We start from the raw sequence: 25,299 nt of genomic DNA, 5'->3' as shown, positions 1-25,299 counted from the left end.
TCATATTTGACATAGTGCCAGCTATAAAATGGTATTATTTTCAATATAAAAACGAATATACGAGGAGAGGAAAAATGAATCAACGTGTAGAAGCTGTTGATGCAATTCGTGGTTTCGCTTTGTTTGGCATTTTACTAGTCAATATGACATTAATTCAATTCGGGTTCTTCACCAGTGAAAAACCAACTTATCTATTCGGCGATCTTGATAAAGGCGCTAATTGGTTTATTCAATTCTTCGGCACACATAACTTTATATCCCTATTTTCTTTTCTATTTGGGCTTAGCATTATTTTGTTACAAAAAAGTATTATCGCAAAAGGAAAAAAATTCTTCCCCACATACATAAGACGTATTATCATTCTTTTACTACTCGGCTACATTCACGGCACTTTTGTTTGGGAGGGAGATATTTTATTTGCATACGGAATAATTGGGATTTTCTTAATGATGTTCATCAATCGAAAACCGAAAACTTTGCTCATTTGGGCGATTATTCTACTCGCACTTATTACACTTATGTCTTATCAAACTGATCCATCTACAAATATAAATGATTTTGCACCTTATACCGAAAAAGAACATAAAGTCCATCAAACTGGAAGCTATATGGATCACGTCAACTTTAGATTGACTGAAAATCCTTTTGATTACATGGGAATTGACGGTGCATTCGGATTATTTTTCATATCAGTTTTCGCAATAATTTTTATGTCTCCACTGTTTCTACTCGGAATGTATGTAGGGAAAAAAGGCTGGTTATTTGAGGTCAATAAACATATACCTGCTGTCAAAAAAATATGGTTTGCCACCGGTCTCTTTTCTTTTACAATTAAAATCTTAGCTATGTTCGTAAAGCACCCGCTTTTAATTATGTTACAAGATGGCCTTACACCAGTAACTATGACCTTCTTTTACGGAAGCACAATCATTTTATTATTCCATTACAAAAAAGCAACCCGTCTACTAACATACATGGCGAACATGGGGAAAATGTCCGTTAGTAATTACTTAGCGCAATCTATTATCGCAACAACCATTTTTTACGCATATGGATTTGGCTTATACGAGAAAATTGGCTATTTCTTCGGTATTCTTTTAACCATCGGAATTTATACGATTCAATTATTCGTTAGCACCTATTGGCTCCAAAAATACCGAATGGGGCCAGTGGAATATGCGTGGAGACTGGGAACTTATTTAGAGAAACCACGTTTTAAAAGAGACTTGGATAAAGCAAGTTAAACAAAAAAGCAATGAGCCTACGCTCATTGCTTTTCTTAATTTATTAAAGCATAACCCCAACGATAATCGCTGATAATATACTTACTAACGTTGCACCGTATACAAGTTTTAAACCGAATGATGATACAACGTTTGCTTGTTTGCCATCGATACTCTTCGTTGCACCTGCGATAATCCCGATAGATGAGAAGTTCGCAAATGATACAAGGAAGATAGATAAAATACCTACTGTACGAGCTGATAAATCACCAGCTACTTTACCAAGGTCAAGCATTGCAACGAATTCGTTCGTTACTAATTTTGTTGCCATAATTTGTCCTGCTTGTAGCATCTCTGATGTTGGAATACCCATTACGAATGCTAATGGTGAGAAGATATATCCTAAAATGCTTTGGAACGTGATTCCGAAAATTGAATCGAATACACCGTTAATTGCTGTAATTAATGCTACGAAACCGATTAACATCGCCGCTACTGTTACAGCGATTGAGAAACCAAGCATAATATATTCGCCTAACATTTCAAAGAATGTTTGTTTCTTGTCTTCTTGTAATTCTAAAATATCGTCTTCTTCTTTTACTTCATATGGATTAATGATATGAACGATAATGAATCCACTGAATAAGTTTAATACTAGTGCTGTTACTACATATTTTGGATCAATCATTTTCATATAAGAACCGACGATTGACATCGATACTGTAGACATTGAAGATGCACAAAGTGTGTATAAACGATTTTTCGGTAATTTGCTTAGTTGATCTTTTACTGTAATGAATACTTCCCCTTGACCAACGATTGCAGCTGCTACCGCATTATATGATTCTAGTTTTCCTAAACCGTTAACTTTACTTAATAGGAAACCGACTGCACGAATGATAATCGGTAAAACTTTAATATGTTGCAGAATCCCGATTAATACTGCTAAGAAAATAATCGGTAATAATACTGTTAAGAAGAATGGTGCTTGTCCATCGTTTGCTAGACCACCAAATACGAAATTAACCCCAGCTTCCGCAAATTTTAAAATAGCGCCAAATCCATCTGCGATTCCTTTTACTAATACGAATCCGACCTTTGTATTTAGTAAGAAATACGCAAGTACCAATTGAATGACAAGCATAAGTGCAATTGGTTTATATTTAATTTTCTTACGATCTGAACTGATAAGGAAACCTAGTACAAACACTACAAGTAAACCGACTAGAAACATTACGAACTTCATATGTGAATCCTCCACTTCTCCCACGAGTTATTGGTCGTATAACGTATAACGAATGACGTCTGACCATTGTTGTTAAAAAAATTTAAAACCCCTAAAACTATTCAACTGTCATCTAAAATCAGTAAGCGTTTACATAAATTGCAATTTATAAAAGGTAGCTTCTTCTCTCCTACCATAATTGAAAGTCTGAAATTGATACCACCTACAAATCAAATTGTAAGCGTTATCTAGACGAAATGCAATATAAATTTTAAAAGATTTTTATATGTTAATATATTCCTAATAAATTGGTTTTTTCATGCAAATTTACCATAAAAATAGCCCTAGCTATGAGCTAGGACCATCTTTTTTTATAACATAACACCAACGATAATCGCTGATAGAATACTTACTAATGTCGCACCGTACACAAGGCGTAGACCAAATGATGATACAACATTTGATTGATTTTCATCGATACCTTTCGTTGCACCTGCGATAATTCCGATAGATGAGAAGTTCGCAAATGATACAAGGAATACAGAAAGGATACCAACTGTACGAGCCGATAAATCACCAGCTACTTTTCCAAGATCAAGCATTGCAACAAACTCGTTTGATACTAATTTTGTTGCCATAATTTGTCCCGCTGTTACCATCTCAGCTTGCGGGATACCCATTACGAATGCTAATGGTGAGAAAATATATCCTAAAATAGCTTGGAATGTAATACCGAACATTGAATCAAACAAGCTATTAATTGCTGTAATTAATGCTACGAAACCAAGTAACATAGCTGCTACTGTAATTGCAATCGTGAAACCAAGCATAATGTACTCGCTTAGCATTTCAAAGAATGATTGTTTTTTCTTATTTTCTAATTTCAGTGTATCTTCTTCTTCTGTAATATCGTACGGGTTAATAATATGAATGATAATGAAACCACTAAATAAATTTAATACAAGTGCTGTTACTACATATTTCGGTTCGATCATTTTCATATAAGAACCAACGATTGACATCGACACTGTCGACATAGAAGATGCACATAATGTATATAAACGATGTTTTGGGATTTTACTTAATTGATCTTTTACTGTAATAAATACTTCTGCTTGTCCAACAATGGCAGCTGCTACTGCATTATATGATTCTAGTTTTCCTAGACCATTTACTTTACTTAACAACGTACCAATAGCACGAATAAATATCGGTAAAATTTTAAAGTGTTGCAGAATTCCGATTAAAACCGCAAAGAATACGATTGGTAATAGCGCTGTTAAGAAGAATGAAACCTCTCCTTTATTAACAAGACCACCAAATACGAAAACGATTCCAGCTTCCGCATATCCAAGAAGTGCGCCAAATCCATCTGAAATTCCTTTTACTAAAATATAACCAACTTGCGTATTTAATAAGAAATAAGATAATGCTAGCTGAATAATAAGCATAATTGCGATTGGTTTATACTTAATCTTCTTTCGATCGGCACTTATAAGAAAACCGAGTACAAATACAACGAGTAATCCTACAAGGAACATAACAAACTTCATTAATAAAATCCTCCATTTAACTCTTCATTAACGTTGAACGTCTGACCATTCAAAACAAGAAATAATCCGAACTTTCCATTTCTCCTCCGTAACCTTCGATCGGATAGTAAATGTCATGAAAACTCTTGTTTCAAAGGCATTTTCCATTCTAACATAAATCACAACTCATATCCGCACTTTTCTTTAAAAAATTACATTTAATTATGAAATACTCATAAATGTTCGTCTTTTACCATCTATAAACAACTGGATAAAACAAAAAATGAGCATCAAGTTTCACTTGATGCTCACCTCATTATACTGCTTTTTCTTTATCAGCTACTGCTGACTTATCCCAGCACTCTGTATTTTTCAAACCTGGAATAGAATCCGCATAGAATACCGGATCTTTCCCTTGTTTCTTTTGCTTTACGTAATCTGATAATGCCGCAAAAGCATACTTAGAGAGGAATACAATCGCCACTAAGTTAATAACAGCCATAATACCCATGAATAAATCTGCTACATCCCAAACGATTTGAATTGTCGCTACAGATCCTAACATAACCATACCAAGTACAGCAATGCGGTACGCTGTTAATAGCACTTTACTTCCATTTAAGAATTCAATATTTGTTTCACCATAGTAGTAGTTACCTACTAATGAACTAAATGCAAACAAGAAGATTGCAACTGCTACAAATATAGAAGCCCATGGACCGATATGTTGACTTAACGCCTGCTGCGTTAATTGAATTCCATTTAAATCAGCTGCATTATGCACATCTGATAAAAGAATAATAAATGCTGTACAACTACAAATTAATAATGTATCTGTAAATACCCCTAAAGTTTGAATGAAACCTTGTTTAACTGGGTGCGTTACGTTCGCAGTCGCTGCTGCGTTCGGCGCACTACCCATACCTGCTTCATTTGAGAATAATCCGCGTTTTACCCCTAGTAAAATCGCAGCTCCTAATCCTCCGCCTACTACTTCTTTAATTCCGAAAGCATGTAAGAAAATCTCTTTAAATACATACGGAATTGCCGTAATGTTTGTCACAACAACGAATAATGCCACTGCTACATAAATAATTGCCATTACTGGAACAATCATTTCAACCGCGCGAGCAATTCGTTTTACTCCGCCGAAAATGATAACGGCAAGTAAACCAGCCATAACAAGACCTACTAACCTACTATCTGTTTTGAATGCCCCATCAAAGGCAGCCGCTACAGTATTAGACTGTACAGCATTAAAAATTAATCCGAAACTTACTGTTATTAGAACAGAGAACACAACACCTAACCAGCGTTTCTTTAAACCCTTTTCCATATAATACGCTGGGCCCCCACGGAATGCATTCCCATCTTTCACTTTATAAATTTGCGCTAATGTGCTCTCTACAAATGCAGAAGCACCCCCAATTACCGCGATTAACCACATCCAAAATACTGCTCCTGGACCACCCGCTGAAATTGCGATAGCTACACCAGCTAAGTTACCAGTACCTACACGAGAAGCTGTACTCATACAAAATGCTTGGAATGATGATACGCCGCTCTTCTCTTTTTGTGCTTTCCTCGTTTTCGAGCTTGCTCCATCCCCAAGTAATCGAATCATTTCACCGAAGTAACGAACTTGGACAAATTTCACACGAAATGAAAAATAGAGCCCTAACCCAATTAACATCGCAATAATGACATATGACCAAAGGATATTATTTACATCCCCAATTACCCTAGCTAAAAAATCCATATTTGCATTGCCCCCTCTTCCTAACAATAAGAAAATTATATTCTAAAAACTTTTAGTAATCAAGAACTTTATGTTAGGTTTTATGACACGAATACGTTAGCTATCTTAACATACGTGTTTTTTTCATAAAAATATAGCTATTACATGCATTTATCCAATACTCAATCTCTTATCCTCTTCGACCAGCCATACTTTTAAAACAGTACGTTCCCCACAAATAACGAGAGGAACAAACAAAAAAGTTATATTAATAATTACCCCTCACCCTTTTTATCATTTACTACAACAAAAAAGGCGAGCATCGAATTTACCTCGATGCTCACCTTTTCAATTACACTGCTTTTTCTTTATCTGTTACCACTGGCTTATCCCAGCACTCTGTATTCGTTAAACCAGGAATAGAATCTGCACTGAAGACTGGATCTTTCCCTTGTTTCTTTTGCCTTACATAGTCTGCTAATGCTGCGTACGCAAATCGACCAAGAAGTGTAATCGCAATTAAGTTCGTGATTACCATTAGACCCATAAATAAGTCTGCCATATTCCATACAACTTGAAGCGTCGCAACAGAACCGAATAATACCATTCCAACTACCGCAATACGGTAAATTGTTAACCACGTTTTGCTTTGCTTAATAAATTCAATATTTGTTTCACCATAGTAGTAGTTTCCTAGAAGTGAACTGAAAGCGAATAAGAAAATAATAATCGCTAAGAAACTGCTCGCCCATGGGCCAATTTGTGAACTTAATGCATTTTGTGTTAATTCAATACCTTCTAAGTTCGTTGCTTTATATGCACCAGAACATAGTACGATAAATGCTGTTGATGTACATACTAAGAATGTATCTACTAAAACGCCGATTGTTTGAATAAAACCTTGTTTGGCTGGATGCGTTACATCAGCTGTTGCTGCCGCGTTCGGCGCACTACCCATACCTGCTTCGTTCGCAAATAACCCGCGCTGAATACCATATTTCATCGCAGCACCGATACCACCGCCTACAGCTGAATCTAAACCGAATGCACCTTTAAAGATTTCTGTAAACACATCTGGTAGTAAATAGAAGTTTTTAATAACAACGAAAATCGCTACTGCAATATAAAGAATTGCCATTGGCGGAACAATCATTTCCGACATACGCGCAATACTTTTTACACCACCAAAAATAATAACCGCAACTAATACTGCTAATACAATCCCAACAACGTAACGCTCAATACCAAATGCATTTTTAAACGCTAATGTAACTGTATTTGCTTGTACTGAGTTGAAAATTAAACCGTAACTAATTGTAATCAGAATAGAGAACCAAATCCCCATCCAACGTTTATTTAAACCTTTTTCCATATAATAAGCAGGACCACCACGGAATCCACTGCCATCTTTTATTTTATAAATTTGTGCAAGCGTACTTTCGACGAAACTTGAAGAAGCCCCGATAATCGCAATAACCCACATCCAAAATACTGCTCCAGGTCCTCCCATAGAAATAGCTAACGCTACACCAGCTAAGTTACCTATACCAATACGAGCTGCAGAACTCATACAAAATGCTTGGAAAGAAGATACACTGCCTTTTTTACGCGTCTTTCCAGTTAACCCATCACTCATTAAACGAATCATTTCCCCTAAATGAGTAATTTGTACGAATTTCAATTTAATAGAAAAATAAAGACCTAAACCAATTAACATTGCAATAAGAATATATGACCAAAGAATTGTATTCGTTGACGAAACGAATTGTTCCAAAATATTCATACAATTAACCCCTCCTTTTCTCCATAAAACGAATTATATTTAAAAAACATTCAAAAATCAACATTTTTCGACAATTTGCAATTTCCAAATATTAGCCAGGTTCACAGTAACAATATCTTTATGACTGACTACCCTCCCTCTAACTGTGCATACTAAAACAAAAAATAAATCTACAAACTACCCCATTGACAAAAGTGTCTACCTGTAACTATAATGATTACATCAGGTTGTAACAAACCTTATTACAACACATTCATTTACTTTCAGATATACACTTTAACAAAACACTTTGGAGGGATTTATTATGAAAATCGGAATCATCGGAGCAAATGGTAAAGCAGGAAGTCGTATTTTAAAAGAAGCATTAGATCGCGGACATGAAGTAACTGCAATCGTAAGAAACGCTGCAAAAATTAAGGAAGACAATGTAAAAGTTTTAGAGAAAGATGTATTCTCTCTTACATCTAACGACTTGCAAGCATTCGATGTAGTTGTAAATGCATTCGGTGCTCCAGCAGGACAAGAACACCTTCACGTAGATGCAGGAAACGTACTAATTGAAGCGATGAAAGGTGCACCAAATACAAAATTACTTGTAGTTGGAGGCGCTGGAAGCTTATTTGTAGACGAAGAGAAAACAACACGTGTATTTGAGACACCAGGTTTCCCGAAAGAATATCTTGCAACAGCTCAAAACCAAGGTAAAAACTTAGAAATCTTACAACAAACAAATGACATCACTTGGACATTCATCAGCCCTTCTGCACTATTCGCATTAGGAAAACGTACTGGTTCTTATAAAGCTGGTAAAGACAACCTTCTTGTGAACGCAAAAGGTGATAGCTACGTAAGTTACGAAGACTTCGCAGTTGCAGCACTTGATGAAATTGAAAACCCAAAACATGTAAACGAACGCTTCACAGTAGTTTCTGAAGCTGAATAACAAAAAAATCTCGTAAAACATAATGTTTTACGAGATTTTCTTACTTTTAAGCTTTTATTTCTTTCATACCTTCTGTTCTTTCAAAACCTTTTTCTGTAATTTTAAAGAATACATCATTCACACCATACTGTGCATTCACTTCTACATTCTTTTTGTACACTTTAAATCGATCGAATTCCGCTTGATATACTTTTACTACATCACCATATTCAAACGTCATACCATTAAATTGTTCCGCAAATGCTTTTGTATTTTCCATTCCTTCTAAGATCATTTGCTTCTTCTCTTTTCCATCTTTACCAAACACAGAGAGACCCATATATTGTTCACCCTTAAATTGAGTATGAACCGGCCCATCTGAACCTACTGTACTTAATTTTTTATCTTCATGATTTAATGTGATAATTGATTTAATATTCGTTCCACCATGCCATGTACCAAAGAACATAATACTATCTCCATAAATCACTTCTACTGGCACTTCTGTTACTTTCTTATTTCCGAAACGATCTTTCGTTTCTACTTTTACTGTTCGCTTTCCAAGTGTAGTTGTATTTGGTTTTTCTACAAAACCGATTACTTCTCCACCTTTTACTTCAACAAAGTTTTTTGCATCTAGCTTTTCTACTTCCGTTCCGACTACTACTTGTTGCGGTTTTGCTGTTACTTCTTGTTGAGCTTCCATTCTCTCAAAACCTTGTTTAGTTACCTTGAACAGTAATTCTTTTTCTATCTTCGCTTTACCTTGACCGACAAAGTTATTATTTTGATACCAATTAAAGCGGTCTGATTCTGCATGATATACTTTCACAACATCACCGTAATCGAATCCTAAGCCATTAATTGATTTTGCGAATTCTTCCGCATTTTCAACACCTTTTACAGTTACTTTCTTTTTCTCATTTCCATTTTGATCTAGCAATGTAAATTCAAAATACGTCTCTTCTTTAAAGTAATGATGCACTTGCTTTGAATCAGCTGTGGCACTAAACTTTTGCTGATCGTGTTGCATTGTTACAATCGATTTAATATCAGTACTATAATTGAGACCTTTAAATACTAAACTATCTCCATATGTCACTTCCACAGGAACTTCTGTCACTTTTTTATTACCAAAACGATCTTTCGTTTCTACTTTTACTTTTTGTTCACCAATTTTCGTTGTATTCGGTTTTTCTACAAAACCTACTACTTCTCCGTCTTTTATTTCAACAAAGTCTTTTGCATTTAATTTTTCAACATCTGTTCCAATTACCACTTTTTGTGGTACTGCCGTTACTTGTTGCTGAGCTTCGATTCTCTCGAAACCTTGCTCTGTAATTTTAAAGAATACTTCATTTACACCATACTTTGTATCTACGAACTCATTCTTTTTATATACTTTAAAACGATCGAATTCTCTCTGATAAACCTTTACTATATCCCCGTATTCAAAGACCATTCCATTAAATTGTTCCGCAAATCCTTTTGTATTTTCAGATGCTTTTACCGATAAAGCTTTCTTCTCTTTTCCATCTTTATCATATACAGTCATCGCCATATATTTCTCATCCGCAAATAAAGTATGCATTGGACCTTCTGAATCGGTTGTACTGAATTTCTTTTCTTCATGATTTAACGTGACAACCGATTTAATGTTTGTTCCTCCATACCTTGTACCAAAAAACATAATACTATCACCGTAAATCACTTCTAATGAAACTTCTGTTACCTTTTTATTCCCAAAGCGATCTTTCGTTTCCACCTTTACCTTTTGTTCTCCGATTTTTGTTGTATTTGGCTTTTCTACAAAACCTACTACTTCTCCGTCTTTCACTTGAACAAAGTTTTTTGCTTCTAATTTTTCAGCGTCTGTTCCAATTACCACTTTTTGCGGTACTGCTGTGACTTCTTGTAAACCATCTATTAATTCATATCCTTGTGGGGTAATTTTAAATAATTTTTCCTTTTTGTTTTTAGCTTCTCCTTGGTCTACGAGTTTATTATCATCGTACCATTCTAAATATTGAGGCTGGATATGGTATACCTTCACCATGTCCCCGTATTCAAACGACATACCATCTAACTCTTTCACGAAATTTTTTAATCCTTCATGCCCTTCCGCGGAAACACTCTTCTTTTCATTTCCATTTGCATCGTAAATCGTAACACCTACATATTTTTGGTTTCGATAACTATGCTCCAATATGTTCCTTACTAATGTCGCATTAAATTTCTTATCCTTATGCTGTAAGGTTAAAACTGAGTTTGTGTTCCAATATGTTTTAAATAACATACTATCTCCGTATACACCATTCACAGAAACAGGAATCGAATTGACATTTTCATTTTCATCTATAATTTCTACATATACAATTTGTTTTCCAGTTTCCTGTTTAGACCATCTGATTTTCCCAGATACTTTTACATTTTCACCCAAGTTCTGTACTAGCTCACTTGCTTTTTTCTCATCTAATTCTTCTCCTGAGCCTGTCCCTATTACAACATCTGGTACCGTATTGACAGCTTCACCGTAAGGTACTTTATATGGTTTTACTTGTTCTTCACGAATAGGAGAGCTATCTCTCGATAACCATATTTCATTTTTCGGTTCAGGTAATTGCATTTTATGCACTTTTTCTACAGTGTAAGACTCTGCATGTAACCCCCATTTCTTAAAATATGGAATTAAATTTTGCCCCGCTACTTTGGAAGCTACATAAATAAACTGTTGTTTCTTTTCTCTATCTGTAGTAATAACTTGATCTGTGTCTAATGGTGGATAATCTGCATCAGACATTATTCTATACATTTGATGCAGTTTCGGATAGAACTGATCTCCATACACTAAATGCAACTGCCAGAACATAATAATCGGATCTGATTTATCAAAATTCTTCTCCTCATCTAGTTGATTCAAATATGCAAATGCCTTTTCATAACGTCCATCTATTTCCATCCGTGATTTATTTCCAAGAGCCGTTTGCACAGCTAGACTATAAATATTGACTGTAGTTTCTCCCATACCTGTCCACTGCCAAGGGGCTTGTTGATGTAAGTGACCGACTTCATGCCACGGTCCCCATCCATTATTTGTGAGTTCTTCTGTATTCAACACCTTATCCATCACATCTGGGACATAACCAGTATGATAGTGCTTAGCGAACATGTGATCCTTTTCTTCTGGGATTCTTTTTTCAACAAACTGCACATAATGGCTTGGAGACTTTGCAACTCCAGTAACATCTTCAGATAGACCTGCCACTGCGTTCTCCATTCTAATAATCTTATCATGCAATTTCATTAACTCTACTGGGTCTGTATCTCCCATATGGTTTTTCACAGCATCATAACTCGCAGTAACTAAACTTCTCTCTCCCTTTAATTCTACTGCGTAAGGATTTTTATACTTTTCCAGCATTTCATCCCAATCTTTTTTCGTATGTTTCCCTAGTATAAATAACGGGAAATGACTACCACCTTTTTCAACTTTTGCAGTTACCTCGCCACTATCATTTAAATTATAAAAATATAAGATTCCGCCATTAGGGGACTTAATTACATTTTTACCTGGTTTCAAATCAAACTCTTTAAAACCTTCTACATCATAAGATCTCGTTCCGATAAAAGCTTTAATAGAATCTTTCCCTTGTATTTCAATCGTAATTTCTTCATTAGGTTTTGCATAAATTCCAGTTGGTTCATTAGCAGATAAATTCCATTTCTGTTTTAATCGCTCTCTCTCTTCTTCCACATTCCCTTTCCCCGGCAACTGAAATACCCTTTGCTCAAACTTATTCTCTTGAACCTCTTCTAAACTCCCGCCCTTATTCTCTTCCAAAGGTGCGGCATATCCTTTCGATGCTTCGAAAGCTACTGGTGATAATAATGTAGATATACATATACCAGCTACTAATACCCTACTCTTTTTCTTCTTTGACATAATCTGTGTCCCCTGTTCCTTTATTTAGAGAAACTATCCTATATATCCATTTAATAAAAAATCCTATTATTTTTATAAAAACATTTAATGAATAGACTAACACCTCGCGCACCTGTATCTATTACTACCGCATTTCCCTCCATGTATTCGCTTTCTTACATTGTAAAATTTTTATGTAATATGCCCTCCTCACTTCTCTCTATTTGTGATGAGTTCTCTTGCTACATAAAAAAGAGAATAGTAAAAGATATTTTTCAGTATTGTCATCTATACATCTAAAAATAAAAACAGTAATAGCATTTTACATTTTATTCATATATGACCATCTATAGGTAGTTTTTCCAACTGAATTGTACACGCTTTACACTTTGTTTGATAGCCTCTCTAATTAGAATAATGTTACAATTTCGTGAATAAAATCCATTTATTGTAACGTTTAGATTTCTCCATATTTTATTATTTTTAAATACTTTTTCAAACATTAGAATAGTGTTTCACTCGATTAATTATTATCTTAATATACCTTTAAAGAATTCATATGAAAAAGCATTGGCATATGCCAATGCTTTTTCATTATCTCTTTTGATTCGGTTTATGCGGTTCATTTGGAGTATATGGCTTATTTGGTTTATTTGGAGCCTCAGCCTTTTTCCAACTTACCGCTAACTCTGGACTTGTTTTTTCTTCACTACGCTCAAGTAATACTACTGCATTTTGAATAGTCGGTGTACCTTTATGCGCAATCCCTTGTAATTTCGTTAAATTTCCTGATACTTTAAAGCTAAATCCACCAGCTGGTGTTTGTTTCGGAATTAAAATGCGGAACTTTTCTCCTACATTAAATTCTGTTTTTGTTTCGCCTTTTTCATTTGCAAATTTCACGCCCGCTGGCGCACCTGTTGCTTGCACTTTATACGTTCCGCTTTTTGCATTTGTTTCTACTGTATATAAACCTGTTTCAAAGAAATCATTTTTTAATACTGCTTCTTGTTCTTCTGTAGGAGTTACACTCATCGTAATTTCTTGTAACTCTTCACTAGCGCTTGCTTTTGCAACGATGTCTTTCGTTACTTTCTCTACATTTTTATTGCGGAAATCTAAATCATTAATATCGATTTGTTTTAACGCATTCCACACTGCAAGCTGCGTTGCGTAATGTGCTTCTCTCCAATCAGAAACACCTAATTCTTGTGGACTCTTTTGTGGATATCCATTCAATAGTACACGGTATACGTTAATATCCACTTTCCCCATTTCCGGTAAATCTTGACCGCTTGGAGATTTCAAATCTACATTTAAGCAAAAAGCAATTTTGCCATCTGCGGTTTTAATAAGCTCTGTTCGAATTGGTTTCTTCTTTGACTTACTATAACTCCAATTCATTTCATACTTTGTATGGTCCATAACTTCTGCAAATGCTTTTTGAAGCGGGAATAACACAAATAAAACACTTAAAAACATAGCTAAAATCTTGAACGATTGCTTTATATTCATGTTTACAGCCCCTTATCACAAACTTAATACTAAGTAGTATTTATTTAGAAACTATTTTTATGCACAAAAAAAGAGTGCTTTTACGCACTCTTCTTTCTTACTTTAATCTTAGAAATCGAAGTTATCAGGATCCGGACCAACACGGTGATTTTGATTTAACGCATCGATTTTTTCCATATCTTCTTTCGTTAATTCGAAATTAAATATATCGGCATTTGCAATAATGCGGTGTTCTTTCGTTGATTTTGGAATAGTGATTACTCCATTTTGAAGATCCCAACGTAAAATAACTTGCGCTGTTGTTTTACCGTGTTTCTCAGCAATTTCTTGTAATTTTTCATTATCTAATAATTGACCTTGCATAAGTGGTGACCATGCTTCCATTTGAATACCTTGTTCTTTACAGAAAGCTTGTAATTCTTTTTGTGTTAAACGAGGGTGGTATTCTACTTGGTTAATCATTGGTTTAATTTCTGCATCTTTCATTACATCTTGTAAGTGATGAATTTGGAAATTACTTACCCCAATTGCACGTACGCGTTTTTCTTTATAAAGTGTTTCTAACGCTCTCCACGTATCTTTGTATTTCCCTTCTACAGGCCAATGAACAAGGTATAAATCTAAATAATCCAGCTCTAATTTTTTTAAGCTTTCTTCATATGCAGCAAGTGTCGTTTCATATCCTTGATCCGAATTCCACACTTTTGAAGTAATGAATAAATCTTCACGAGAAATGCCTGCTTCTTTTATACCTGCGCGAATTCCTTCACCTACAGCTTTTTCATTTCCGTAAATTGCAGCTGTATCAATGCTGCGGTATCCTGCTTTAATCGCCGATTTCACTGCTTCTACAAGTTCTGGTCCATCCTCTACTTTAAATACACCTAAACCGAACCAAGGCATTTCTACACCATTATTTAATACTGTTTTACTTTGTAAGTTTTTCATTTTATTTTCTCTCCTTTTATTTTACTTGATCTCTTTTTTCTAATGTCATACTCCACGCAGTTAAAACAACAGCACCTACTACCATAATTCCACCTACCCAAGCCGTATGAATTAATCCTAACGAGTTCGTTACAATACCGCCCAAGTAAGCACCAAGAGCAATTCCTGCGTTAAATGCTGCAATGTTAATCGCCGATGCTACATCAACAGCGCTAGGTACAAACCTCTCAGCTAATATAACAACATACACTTGTAGCCCTGGAACATTCATAAATGCGAATAGTCCCATGAAAATAATTGTGATGAATCCAGCGACTTTAAATGGCGCTGTAAATGTTAAAACAAATAATACAATCGCTTGAATAAAGAACATGTAAAATAACGCTCGAATCGGATTATGATTTGATAATTTTCCCCCGACCATATTCCCAATCGCAATTGCAATTCCGTATACTAACAAAATAATTGTAACGGTACTTGCTTTAAATCCTGTTACTTCTTGTAATAACGGAGATAAATACGTAAATGTTACGAACGTTCCCCCGTATCCTAATGCAGTAATAATAAATACAAGTAACAGTCTTCCATTCGTAATCAGCTTAAATTGATCGCGAAATGATACAGACGTACCTTTTTTTAAATTAGAAGGAATTAGCATACTATTGGCGATTAAAGCAACGATTCCAATGGCCACAATAACAATAAACGAGGCCCTCCAGCCAAATTGTTGACCGATAAATGTTCCAATTGGTACACCTGTAATAGTCGCAACAGTTAAACCAGTAAACATAAATGCTATTGCACTTGCACGTTTATTCTCAGGTACAAGCGCAGCCGCAATTGTAGATCCAATTGACATAAAAACACCATGCGCAAATGCAGATACAACCCTCGCAATAAGTAACACAGTAAAACTTGTTGCTACCGCCGCAATTCCATTACCAATAATGAAAATAATCATAATCCACATTAATAACGTCTTTCGCGACATACTAGCTGTTAATGACGTTAATACTGGAGCACCAAACGCTACTCCTAATGCATATAAAGAAACAGTTAACCCCGCTGTTGTAACAGAAACATGTAAATCCTCTGAGATAGATGGTAATAAGCCGACACTAATAAATTCAGTTGTACCAATTCCAAACGCACTAATTGCTAGTGCTAATAAAGCAAACATACTTCTCCGATTCGTCTGCATAACCGAAGAAGATACTGTATATGAATTCAATTGAACTCCTCCTTAATGCGAGAAATCCAATCATAATAGTATGATAAAAAGGCCTTTTTATCTTCTACAAAAATAACTTTACTGTTGATATATGCTATTATGAATGGCTTTACTCTTTTTTTGAAGAACGCACTTAAAAGTACGATAGGTACCCAAAAGTAACATAGGCACTTTTTAGTACCGTACTACTCATTTCTCTCTTACGTATGCTATTATGGAACATATTCAACATGATAAAAAGTACGTACTTTAAAGTGCTATAGGCACTTTTTAGTAACATTTAATTGTTTAGCTTCTTTTGTTGGAGAACTTAAATCTACATTCATCAAAGGAGATTTTTATATGAAGAAATACAATATTCCCGTTGAAGCGACTTTAGAGGTTATCGGTGGAAAATGGAAGGTTGTTATCCTTTGTCATCTAACGAAAGGCACAAAAAGAACGAGTGAACTAAAACGTTTAATGCCTGGGATTACACAAAAAATGTTAACTCAGCAATTACGTGAATTAGAAGACGATGGGGTTATTCAAAGAAAGGTATACAATCAAGTACCACCAAAAGTAGAATATTCACTTACAGAATACGGTTGGTCTTTAGAGTCCATTCTTGATTCTCTTTGTACTTGGGGCGAATGCCATCTTGAAAAAAGCGGTAACACATCGATGCTAATTGTAGAAGGTGAATAATAGGAAAAAGGAAAAAACGAACATGAATTTGTTCATTTTTTCCTTTTTTTCTTTATATGTATATACATTTCTAACTGGAACAAAATATTTTATACGCTTTCATACCTTGTCAGCACTACGTTATACACTCAATATCAAATAATTAGGAATCATTTTTATGTTAACATAGGTGTATATAGTATATAATATAGGATATATATTATATACACTTTCCGGTAACGGAGCTTTTCCATTATGCGGACAAGCCATGTATCGGACAGTTCATAAATAATAGGTAAGACGTTATGGTTTTAGATTTATGTTTGCAGCTTACTTGCTGTCATAAATTTAAAGGCATTTTATTGTGTTTTGTGAAACTTTGTATAAAGTTTCGTAAACGTTTACTATCTTACTTATAAAAAATAAGAGTATTGCTATCGTAAAGGAGAATTGGAGATGCCAGAAACTATGACTCAAACAAAGCCAGAACAAGAAACTGTACAAATTTCTGCTAGCCAAGGACAACTTGATGTACTTGATCAGTTGTTAAAACCTGAGGTACAAGAATCATTAACAACACTAGTAGAACAGCTTCCAAAATTAACTGAGCTTGTTAACATTTTAACTAAGTCTTATGACTTCGCTCAAACTGTTGCTACTGATGAAGTATTAAAAAGCGACACTGTTGGTGCAATTACAGAGCTTGTAGAACCTGTAAAAGATACAGTGAAAAGCATGGCTGCAACTGCAATCGAAGCGAAAGATCGTGCTGAAGAAAGCAACGAAGTTATCGGCCTATTCGGTCTGTTAAAATTACTAAAAGATCCACAAGCACAAAAAATGTTCCGCTTTGTGAACGCATATCTTCAAATTAGTGCAGAACGTAACAATAAATAATTTAACTTATAACAACAATTAGTAAAGACGGGGGATATCATACTATGTCAAAACAAATTGTCATCTTAGGCGCTGGTTATGGCGGTCTTCTTGCCGCTTTAAACGTACGTAAATATTACAGCAAATCAGAAGCACAAGTTACAGTGATTAACCAATACCCAACACACCAAATCATCACTGAACTACACCGCCTTGCAGCTGGTAACGTGTCTGAGCAAGCAGTTGCAATGCCACTTACAAAGCTTTTCAAAGGGAAAGACATCGATCTTAAAATCGCAACAGTTGAGTCATTCTCAGTTGATAGCAAAGAAATCAAACTAGCTGGTGGCACTACTTTATCTTACGATGCACTTGTAGTTGCTTTAGGAAGTAAAACTGCTTACTTCGGTATTCCAGGACTAGAAGAAAACAGCATGGTATTAAAATCGGCTGCTGATGCAAACAAAATCTACAAACACGTTGAAGACCGTATTCGTGAATACGCGAAAACGAAAAACGAAGCTGATGCTACAATCGTAATCGGTGGTGGCGGATTAACTGGCGTTGAGCTAGTTGGTGAGCTTGCTGACATTATGCCTAAACTTGCAAAAAGCCACGGCGTAAATCCAAAAGAAGTGAAACTTCTTCTTGTTGAAGCAGGTCCAAAAATCCTTCCAGTATTACCAGACCACTTAATCGAACGTGCAACTACTAGCCTAGAAGCACGCGGTGTTACATTCTTAACTGGTCTTCCTGTAACAAACGTTGCTGGCAATGAAATCGACTTAAAAGACGGTCAAAAACTTGTTGCTAACACATTCGTTTGGACAGGCGGCGTACAAGGTAACCCATTAATCGGTGAATCAGGTCTTGAAGTTAACCGTGGACGTGCAACAGTTGATGCATACCTACAATCTACTTCTCACAAAGACGTATTCGTTGCTGGAGACAGCGCTGTTGTCTTCGCTCCAGACGGACGTCCATACCCACCAACTGCACAAATCGCTTGGCAAATGGGTGAGTTAATTGGATACAACTTATACGCAGCACTAGAAGGCAAAGCATTGGAAGAGTTCGCACCTGTAAACTCTGGAACACTTGCTAGTCTAGGACGTAAAGATGCGGTTGCTACAATTGGAGCAAGCAATACTCCACTTAAAGGCTTACCAGCATCATTAATGAAAGAAGCAAGTAACGTTCGTTACTTATCACACATTAAAGGTCTATTCAGCTTAGCTTACTAAGCTGAATATAAGCCCGAATCATGCCCTGCATGGTTCGGGCTATTTTTTATCCGTAATTTTCTCTAACTTATTTATTCGTCAAAAAAATTATATACCCTTTAAATTTATCTAAATATACTGACTTTTTCAATAAAAGCTGTCCCGTTCGGAACAGCTCTTATTGTCGCTTTTTGTCGGTAAATTCATATATTGGGAAAATCGCTGATATATTCGGATTTGCGCTGATATATTTCAAAAATCGCCGATATAATTTGAGTTACGGTCGATATATTCGAAAAATCGCCGATATATTTTCCAGCCTTACTCATTATCCCAATTTAATTAAACTGTAGTTCTTCTTCCCTTTACGAATAATAATAAATCTTCCATCAAATGAATTTTCTACAGTAACATCTGTACCCACATCTGTTACTTTCTCACCATTCATAGAAATCGCACCATTATTAATGTCCTCGCGTGCTTGTCGTCTAGATGGTTCAATCCCTAAATCGACTAGCCACTCTACGATGTTTTTCGTCTCTTTTGAAGACTGGAATGTTGGCATTTCTTTAAAGCCTTGTTCAATTTCATCAGCTGTTAACGATTTAATATCTCCGCTAAATAACGCTGCTGTAATTTTCTCAGCTTGCAGGAACGCCTCTTCTCCATGAACAAATTTCGTCATTTCTTCCGCTAACACTTTTTGCGCTTCACGTTTATGAGGTTCCGCTTCTACCTTCGTTGCTAATTCATCAATACGCTCTTTCGTTAAGAACGTAAAGTATTTCAAGTATTTAATTACGTCACGGTCATCTGTATTTACCCAGAACTGGTAAAATTCAAACGGTGTCGTTTTTTCAGGATCAAGCCAAACCGCACCACCCGCTGATTTACCAAACTTCGTACCGTCCGATTTTAATAATAACGGAATCGTTAATCCGAATACTTTCGCCTCATGACCTTCTAACTTACGAATTAAATCTAAACCACTCGTAATATTTCCCCATTGGTCACTACCACCAATTTGCAGCTGAACATCCTCTTTCGTGTATAAATGGTGGAAATCCATCGCTTGCAAAATTTGGTACGTGAATTCTGTGAAAGAAATACCTGTATCTAAACGGCTTGCTACAATATCCTTCGCTAACATGCTATTGATGCTAAAGTTTTTCCCGTAATCACGTAAAAACTCAATAATATTTATTTCATGTGTCCAATCATAGTTATTTACCATCTTCACTTCGCTATTTCCACCAAAATCAAATAGCTTTTTCATTTGTGCTGTTAACGCATCTACATTATGCTGAACCACTTCTAACGTTTGAAGCTGACGCTCTGATTGTCGTCCACTCGGATCACCAATTGTTCCTGTTGCCCCGCCAATTAAAATAACAGGATGATGGCCAGCTAATTGGAATCTCTTCATCATCATAAACGGAATCAAATGTCCGATATGCATACTATCACCAGTTGGATCAACTCCGCAATATAGTGAAATCTTTTTCTCTTCTACTAGCTTACGTAAGCCTTCTTCGTCAGTCTGCTGATTAACGGCGCCGCGCCATTCTAATTCATCAATAATATTCATCTTTTGTCATCCCCTTTATTTTAAAAAAACAAAAAAGCCCCTATGTCTACGATAGACATAGGGACGATTATTCACCGTGTTACCACCCAGTTTGCATAAATAGCATAGCTACTCATACCACTCTTAGCAATAATATCGATTGCTAGTCCGCTTAGCATTACCTAAGATACTCCAGAGTGTAATTCGCAAGTTTGTTTGTGCTAGGTTCCAGCAACCCCTAGCTCTCTCGTTAACAGTGACAAACTGCTACTGGGCTCTTTCAACGTATGTTATTTGTTAAATTATTAGCCATTATATTGAATTGAAAACAAATTGTCAACAATACCCAAATGTTATTTTAAAATAATTCATATCTTCATACGTATTTCGTTATTCTTTATCTTCTCCAATAATCCTTACTTCTCGCTCCAACTTCACGCCAAATTTCTCTTCAACTGTCTTTTGTACGAAGTGAATTAAATCGATGTAATCTTGTGCTGTTCCGTTATCAACATTCACCATAAATCCAGCGTGTTTTAAAGAAACTTCTACTCCACCAATTCGCTTACCTTGTAGTCCTGAGTCTTGAATTAACTTACCAGCAAAGTTATTTGGTGGACGCTTAAATACGCTACCACATGAAGGATATTCTAGAGGCTGTTTTGACTCACGTTTAAACGTTAAATCATCCATTTTGGCTTTAATTTCTTCATGTACACCTTCTTCAAGTTCAAATCTCGCTTCAAGAATAATGTAATGGTTGTTCGCAAATACACTCTTACGATATCCAAATTCAAATGCTTCTTTCGTCAAAGTACGTAGCTCTCCATCACCTGTCATTACGACAGCTTCTGTTAATACAAACGAAATTTCACCGCCGTATGCACCAGCATTCATATATAATGCTCCGCCAACTGAACCTGGAATACCACAAGCAAACTCAAGACCCGTTAAGTTATGGTCTAAGGCAATACGTGATACGTCAATAATTGCTGCACCACACTGTGCTACAATCGTCGTTCCTGTTACAGTAACACCTGTAATATGAATTAAACTTACTGTAATCCCGCGAATTCCACCATCTTTAATAATGACATTCGATCCATTTCCTAAAAACGTAACTGGAATATTATATTCGTTCGCATATTTAATAACTTCTTGAATTTCATCATAATTTGTAGGCGCAACAAAAACATCTGCTTTTCCGCCAACTTTAATATGCGTATGATTCTTTAACATTTCATCTTGTTTAACATGTCCTTCAGGCAATACCGTACTTAAATATTTATAAACCTCTTGCATATTCATTTTACGATTCCTCTATTTCTATATTCATTTTATCCCGTTATACGGGCCCATAATATCCCCACGTACATGAAAGAACCTAAAGTGGTGGATACAGTGTACCCAAAATCAATTCGAGACACCTATAAACCTCTTAATTTATAAGAGGTGCCAATCATATTAAAATATATATTGCATAATAAAGCAACCCAAATGGACTACTAAACTTGACATGTCATCAGAAAGACAACAATTTGTAAAATATGTGACTTTTTCAAAACACTATCCCTCAGTATCTTACTATACCATATAAAAAGAAAGTGGTATTTTTTTGTACTTTTTACTTTATTTACATCAATAAAAAAGAGCACATCCCACAGAATGTGCTCTTTCTATACTCTTTATATTACTTTTCGTTCTCTTCTTTTTCTTTATCAAACCATAACAGCTCATCGTTATCAACTTCACCATTATAATTGATTAAAATTTCTTCTCCTGCTTTTATATCTTTATAAGCATAGAAGTTAAATGTATGATTCTCAAAAACGATGTCATACGTTGCATTCGGTGTATATGAATGATTAAATAACATACCATATCCTAAAAGGATTGCCGTATGATTGATTCCATACTCAAATGCGTAATCAGCAAGTAACGTTTTCTCAATATGTTCATGCTGTTCATTCGGATAAGAGATAACTGGTGCTGCGTGTATCAACTCACCCTTTTTAATATCACGAGTTGCAAATACACCTCTATTAAATTCTCCATCACTAAGTTCAGAAGTCTTAACTTCGATCATATGCGTCACCTATATAATTCTTTCTTTGAAGTATTTTATTCCGCTATTTGCGGATAGCTTGATTGGTGAGGGCTAATAATCAGTATGTACTAGTCTCACTTTATCTCCTTAAGCTTGGCAGAAAACGCGCAGAAAAGCAATTAAATTCCTATCAAGTATTCGTTTCAATGAAAAAAGAGCACATCACTCGTGCTCTTTCTAAGCAATATTACTTTTCTAAAATATCTTCTAACAACTTCACTTGCTCGCTAACAGTTTGTAACGTCTTCACTGACGTATCATTTCGATGTTTTTCTTCTTCCACACTCGCTAGCACTTCTTCTGTAGCTGTAGAAGTTTGCTGAATTACGTTAGAAGCATGCGTAACATCCTTTACAATATTCGTCGTTTTAACTTGGAAACTTTCTTGTTGAACAACAACCTCTCGCATTACTTCATTAATCGCATCAATAAACTTCCCTAAATCAGTTACATTTGTTAAAACGCTTGCTAACATTTCGTTACATTCTTCTTGTACTCTTTCTGACTTCTCTACTTGCACTTCTACCTTACTTGCTTGATTACTAAACTCCTTCAAAATCCCTTGAATTCTTCCCGCAGAACGATTTGATTCTTCAGCAAGCTTTAACACTTCACTCGCTACAATAGCAAAACCTTTTCCATGCTCGCCTGCCCTCGCAGCTTCAATATTTGCATTTAAAGCTAGCAAACTCGTCTGACTTGAAATATTCGTTATTACATCTACAATTTCATTAATTTGTTTCGATTGCATCATTAAATCTCTAAATATAATTCCAGACTGTGAAACAACATCATTTAAACTTCTCATGTTAGTTTCAAAATTTCTTAGAGTATGTACACTACCTTTTGAAATTTCTAAGCTTTCATCCACATGAGCCGATGCAGTTCTTACTTGAGAGATGATTTTTTCAATATTTCCCTCCATATCATTCAATACTTCTACCGAACGATACATCATCTCTGATTGTGATTGTGTACCAACTGCCACCTCTTCAAAGGCAAAATTAATTTCACTCATCGATTCCATCGACGTGTTCATATTTTGTCTTAAATGATTGAAATTACTATCTAGTTTCACAACTGTTTCTTCAATAAGTCTTTGCGTCTCTTCTAACTCCTGAGCTTTTCTCATTACTTCTTGCTTCTCATCACTTAAACGAAGGAGCAGATTAGAACCGATTTTCGTGACGCCCCACATAGCGATTGTTACAATCGCTAACAAACTTGCGAAATTAGCAGCTTCAGACGAGGCTGTATAAGCAAAAAATTGCTCCGGCCAATAGCTACAAAGGATAAATGTGATCACAACAGCTATCCCGCCAAGAATTAAAATGAGGCGCTCACTTAAGTAAATAAGTGAAACAGCTAATGTAAAATAGACCATTTGAAATACAGCCGGGCTTTCATTAAAAGCTTGTACCATAATGTAAGACATTGTAAGCAACATAAATGTCATGATATATTTATACACTGATTCCATACTTTTTATAAAAGTAAAAAGCGTTCCAAATGCAACGACAGAAATACCACAAATCCAAAATGCTATTGCTCTCTCTGTAAAAATATATCCATAATACCCAATCGCGATTATCCCAAGGAAGAAACTACAAATCGTTATAAACAGTAATAAATGATTTTTCTGTGATTCTTTCTCAAGGTTAGAAAAACAAGTCCTCTTTAACCACTCCATATGAAGCCCCACCTTCTACTTATACATATCAATTACTTCAGTTTAAATACCGCACTTACTGGGTTATGATCGCTATTTTCAAACTTTAAATCTTTCCCTTGTACATTTACAATCTCTACATTCGGTGAAACGATAAAGCCATCAATAATAGTGACGAAATTTTCACCTTCTACATATTTCTTTACATCATCTCTTACAGTCATAACAGACGGATCTACAGCCCACTTAAAGCCACCGTCTGTAAAGTCCTTCGGTAACTCTACTAACCACTCAGGACGCTCTTTCACGAACTTCGGATCACTTAATTGAGCGTTCGAAACCAATTGATTCCAATCTCCACCCATTATTACGTAATCACCATTTTCATAATGCTTGTTCATATATTCTTTTAAATACTCTACTTGCTGTTTTCTAATTTTCCCGCCTTCATCATAAGCAGACAAATGTAAATTTACGAGTCTAACATGTTTTCCATTATTAACAGGAATTTTATATTCCACAATTGCTCGATCTAAATCAAACAAACGCTTTGGCCAAGGCTCCATTCCAGGCAGCTGGAACCTCTTCGCTTCTTGAACAGTGTATTTAGAAAACGTACTTAATCCAGCCTCCGCATATCCCATTGGATTTGTTATTGGCACTGGAACCCATTTCGTATCGTAGTTCTTGCCAAATGACGAAACATAATCAGGTAATCCTTTTTTCAAAAATTCATGTCCATTTACATCAAATGAACGAAGTGACTTTATATCAACTTCTTGTAATAGCGCAAAATCACTATTCTCATTTTGTAAAAACGAAAGCATATTCTTTAAATTAGTTTCCGTTTGCTCTTTACTACTTGAACCAGATCCCTTTCCACCATCCATAAAGAAATCTTGATCCTTATCTAACCCAGCATATCCAATATTAAATGTTGTAACTTTAAATTCATTCCCAGTCGCTAATACGCGCTCCTTATTATTCTCCACCTTCAAGCTTATAACATCAGCAGGCTGTTCTTTAGTAAGTGTCATATAAGCTAGAAATCCTCCTACAATGCCCGCTACTACTAAAACACATGTAAATACGATTTTTAAAAATTTCTTCAAATAAATGACTCCTTTTCACGCAAATTTATTTTTCTTTATT

18 protein-coding genes and 1 other annotated feature are annotated in these 25,299 nt (G+C 35.5%); of the genes, 5 read left to right on the top strand and 13 right to left on the bottom strand.

Features of this window, described 5'->3' with window-relative positions; translation table 11 throughout:
• Positions 1-74: 74 nt before the first annotated feature.
• Entirely contained in the window at positions 75-1,244 is a 1,170-nt protein-coding gene (locus AU379_RS19615; RefSeq protein WP_001076354.1) for a DUF418 domain-containing protein, read from the top strand.
• Between the two features lie 43 nt (positions 1,245-1,287).
• Here the strand turns inward: AU379_RS19615 and AU379_RS19610 are convergent, their stop codons facing one another.
• The 4 genes from AU379_RS19610 to AU379_RS19595 all read right to left on the bottom strand — a co-directional run bounded on the left by AU379_RS19610 (position 1,288) and on the right by AU379_RS19595 (position 7,501).
• Positions 1,288-2,469, bottom strand: a complete 1,182-nt coding sequence (locus tag AU379_RS19610; RefSeq protein ID WP_000673874.1) for a nucleoside transporter C-terminal domain-containing protein — start codon at positions 2,467-2,469, stop codon at positions 1,288-1,290.
• A 350-nt stretch (positions 2,470-2,819) separates the two neighbouring features.
• Positions 2,820-4,001 carry a nucleoside transporter C-terminal domain-containing protein gene (locus tag AU379_RS19605; RefSeq protein ID WP_000673839.1) on the bottom strand — a complete coding sequence of 394 codons (1,182 nt, stop codon included), beginning with the start codon at positions 3,999-4,001 and terminating at the stop codon, positions 2,820-2,822.
• A 295-nt stretch (positions 4,002-4,296) separates the two neighbouring features.
• On the bottom strand, positions 4,297-5,739 hold the full coding sequence (locus AU379_RS19600; protein WP_000346412.1) for an alanine/glycine:cation symporter family protein: 1,443 nt from the start codon (positions 5,737-5,739) through the stop codon (positions 4,297-4,299).
• A 331-nt stretch (positions 5,740-6,070) separates the two neighbouring features.
• Positions 6,071-7,501: an alanine/glycine:cation symporter family protein gene (locus AU379_RS19595; RefSeq protein ID WP_061139649.1), complete on the bottom strand. Its 1,431-nt coding sequence runs from the start codon at positions 7,499-7,501 to the stop codon at positions 6,071-6,073.
• 304 nt (positions 7,502-7,805) lie between these two features.
• On the opposite strand from AU379_RS19595, the gene AU379_RS19590 reads away from it, so the two are divergent.
• A complete protein-coding gene (locus AU379_RS19590) occupies positions 7,806-8,444 on the top strand; it encodes an NAD(P)-dependent oxidoreductase (RefSeq protein WP_000689874.1) in 639 nt (212 codons plus the stop codon).
• 46 nt (positions 8,445-8,490) lie between these two features.
• Here the strand turns inward: AU379_RS19590 and AU379_RS19585 are convergent, their stop codons facing one another.
• The 4 genes from AU379_RS19585 to AU379_RS19570 form a co-directional block, all read right to left on the bottom strand.
• Positions 8,491-12,366 (bottom strand): putative mucin/carbohydrate-binding domain-containing protein, encoded by a 3,876-nt coding sequence (locus AU379_RS19585; protein WP_061139648.1) that lies wholly within the window; start codon positions 12,364-12,366, stop codon positions 8,491-8,493.
• A gap of 573 nt (positions 12,367-12,939) precedes the next feature.
• On the bottom strand, positions 12,940-13,860 hold the full coding sequence (locus tag AU379_RS19580; protein WP_001022514.1) for a thioester domain-containing protein: 921 nt from the start codon (positions 13,858-13,860) through the stop codon (positions 12,940-12,942).
• Positions 13,861-13,968: 108 nt separating this feature from the next.
• The gene (locus AU379_RS19575; protein WP_000793548.1) at positions 13,969-14,808 is read right to left on the bottom strand and encodes an aldo/keto reductase; all 840 of its coding nucleotides are present in this window, start codon (positions 14,806-14,808) and stop codon (positions 13,969-13,971) included.
• A 16-nt stretch (positions 14,809-14,824) separates the two neighbouring features.
• Positions 14,825-16,009 carry an MFS transporter gene (locus AU379_RS19570; protein WP_162840098.1) on the bottom strand — a complete coding sequence of 395 codons (1,185 nt, stop codon included), beginning with the start codon at positions 16,007-16,009 and terminating at the stop codon, positions 14,825-14,827.
• A gap of 372 nt (positions 16,010-16,381) precedes the next feature.
• Here AU379_RS19570 and AU379_RS19565 point away from each other — a divergent pair, with 372 nt between their 5' ends.
• The 3 genes from AU379_RS19565 to AU379_RS19555 all read left to right on the top strand — a co-directional run bounded on the left by AU379_RS19565 (position 16,382) and on the right by AU379_RS19555 (position 18,825).
• Positions 16,382-16,726: a helix-turn-helix domain-containing protein gene (locus tag AU379_RS19565; RefSeq protein ID WP_000760475.1), complete on the top strand. Its 345-nt coding sequence runs from the start codon at positions 16,382-16,384 to the stop codon at positions 16,724-16,726.
• Between the two features lie 435 nt (positions 16,727-17,161).
• Positions 17,162-17,602, top strand: a complete 441-nt coding sequence (locus AU379_RS19560) for a DUF1641 domain-containing protein (RefSeq protein ID WP_001115311.1) — start codon at positions 17,162-17,164, stop codon at positions 17,600-17,602.
• A 44-nt stretch (positions 17,603-17,646) separates the two neighbouring features.
• On the top strand, positions 17,647-18,825 hold the full coding sequence (locus tag AU379_RS19555; RefSeq protein ID WP_000043203.1) for an NAD(P)/FAD-dependent oxidoreductase: 1,179 nt from the start codon (positions 17,647-17,649) through the stop codon (positions 18,823-18,825).
• A gap of 307 nt (positions 18,826-19,132) precedes the next feature.
• Here the strand turns inward: AU379_RS19555 and tyrS are convergent, their stop codons facing one another.
• The 5 genes from tyrS to AU379_RS19530 form a co-directional block, all read right to left on the bottom strand.
• Entirely contained in the window at positions 19,133-20,392 is a 1,260-nt protein-coding gene (tyrS, locus tag AU379_RS19550; protein ID WP_001021095.1) for a tyrosine--tRNA ligase, read from the bottom strand.
• A gap of 56 nt (positions 20,393-20,448) precedes the next feature.
• Positions 20,449-20,664, bottom strand: a binding site (T-box leader).
• Positions 20,665-20,761: 97 nt separating this feature from the next.
• On the bottom strand, positions 20,762-21,679 hold the full coding sequence (gene murB, locus AU379_RS19545) for a UDP-N-acetylmuramate dehydrogenase (RefSeq protein ID WP_001057102.1): 918 nt from the start codon (positions 21,677-21,679) through the stop codon (positions 20,762-20,764).
• Positions 21,680-22,061: 382 nt separating this feature from the next.
• Positions 22,062-22,457: an SET domain-containing protein gene (locus AU379_RS19540; RefSeq protein WP_000573649.1), complete on the bottom strand. Its 396-nt coding sequence runs from the start codon at positions 22,455-22,457 to the stop codon at positions 22,062-22,064.
• A gap of 208 nt (positions 22,458-22,665) precedes the next feature.
• Complete coding sequence (locus tag AU379_RS19535) at positions 22,666-24,168, bottom strand: DUF4077 domain-containing protein (protein ID WP_000455086.1); 1,503 nt, start codon at positions 24,166-24,168, stop codon at positions 22,666-22,668.
• A gap of 32 nt (positions 24,169-24,200) precedes the next feature.
• Positions 24,201-25,259, bottom strand: coding sequence for an endonuclease/exonuclease/phosphatase family protein (locus tag AU379_RS19530; protein WP_000714052.1), 1,059 nt, complete (start codon positions 25,257-25,259; stop codon positions 24,201-24,203).
• Positions 25,260-25,299: the final 40 nt, after the last annotated feature.

It is taken from the genome of Bacillus sp. JH7 (assembly GCF_001563515.1).
Lineage (GTDB): Bacteria > Bacillota > Bacilli > Bacillales > Bacillaceae_G > Bacillus_A > Bacillus_A cereus.
This window is presented reverse-complemented; position numbering and strand designations above follow the sequence as displayed.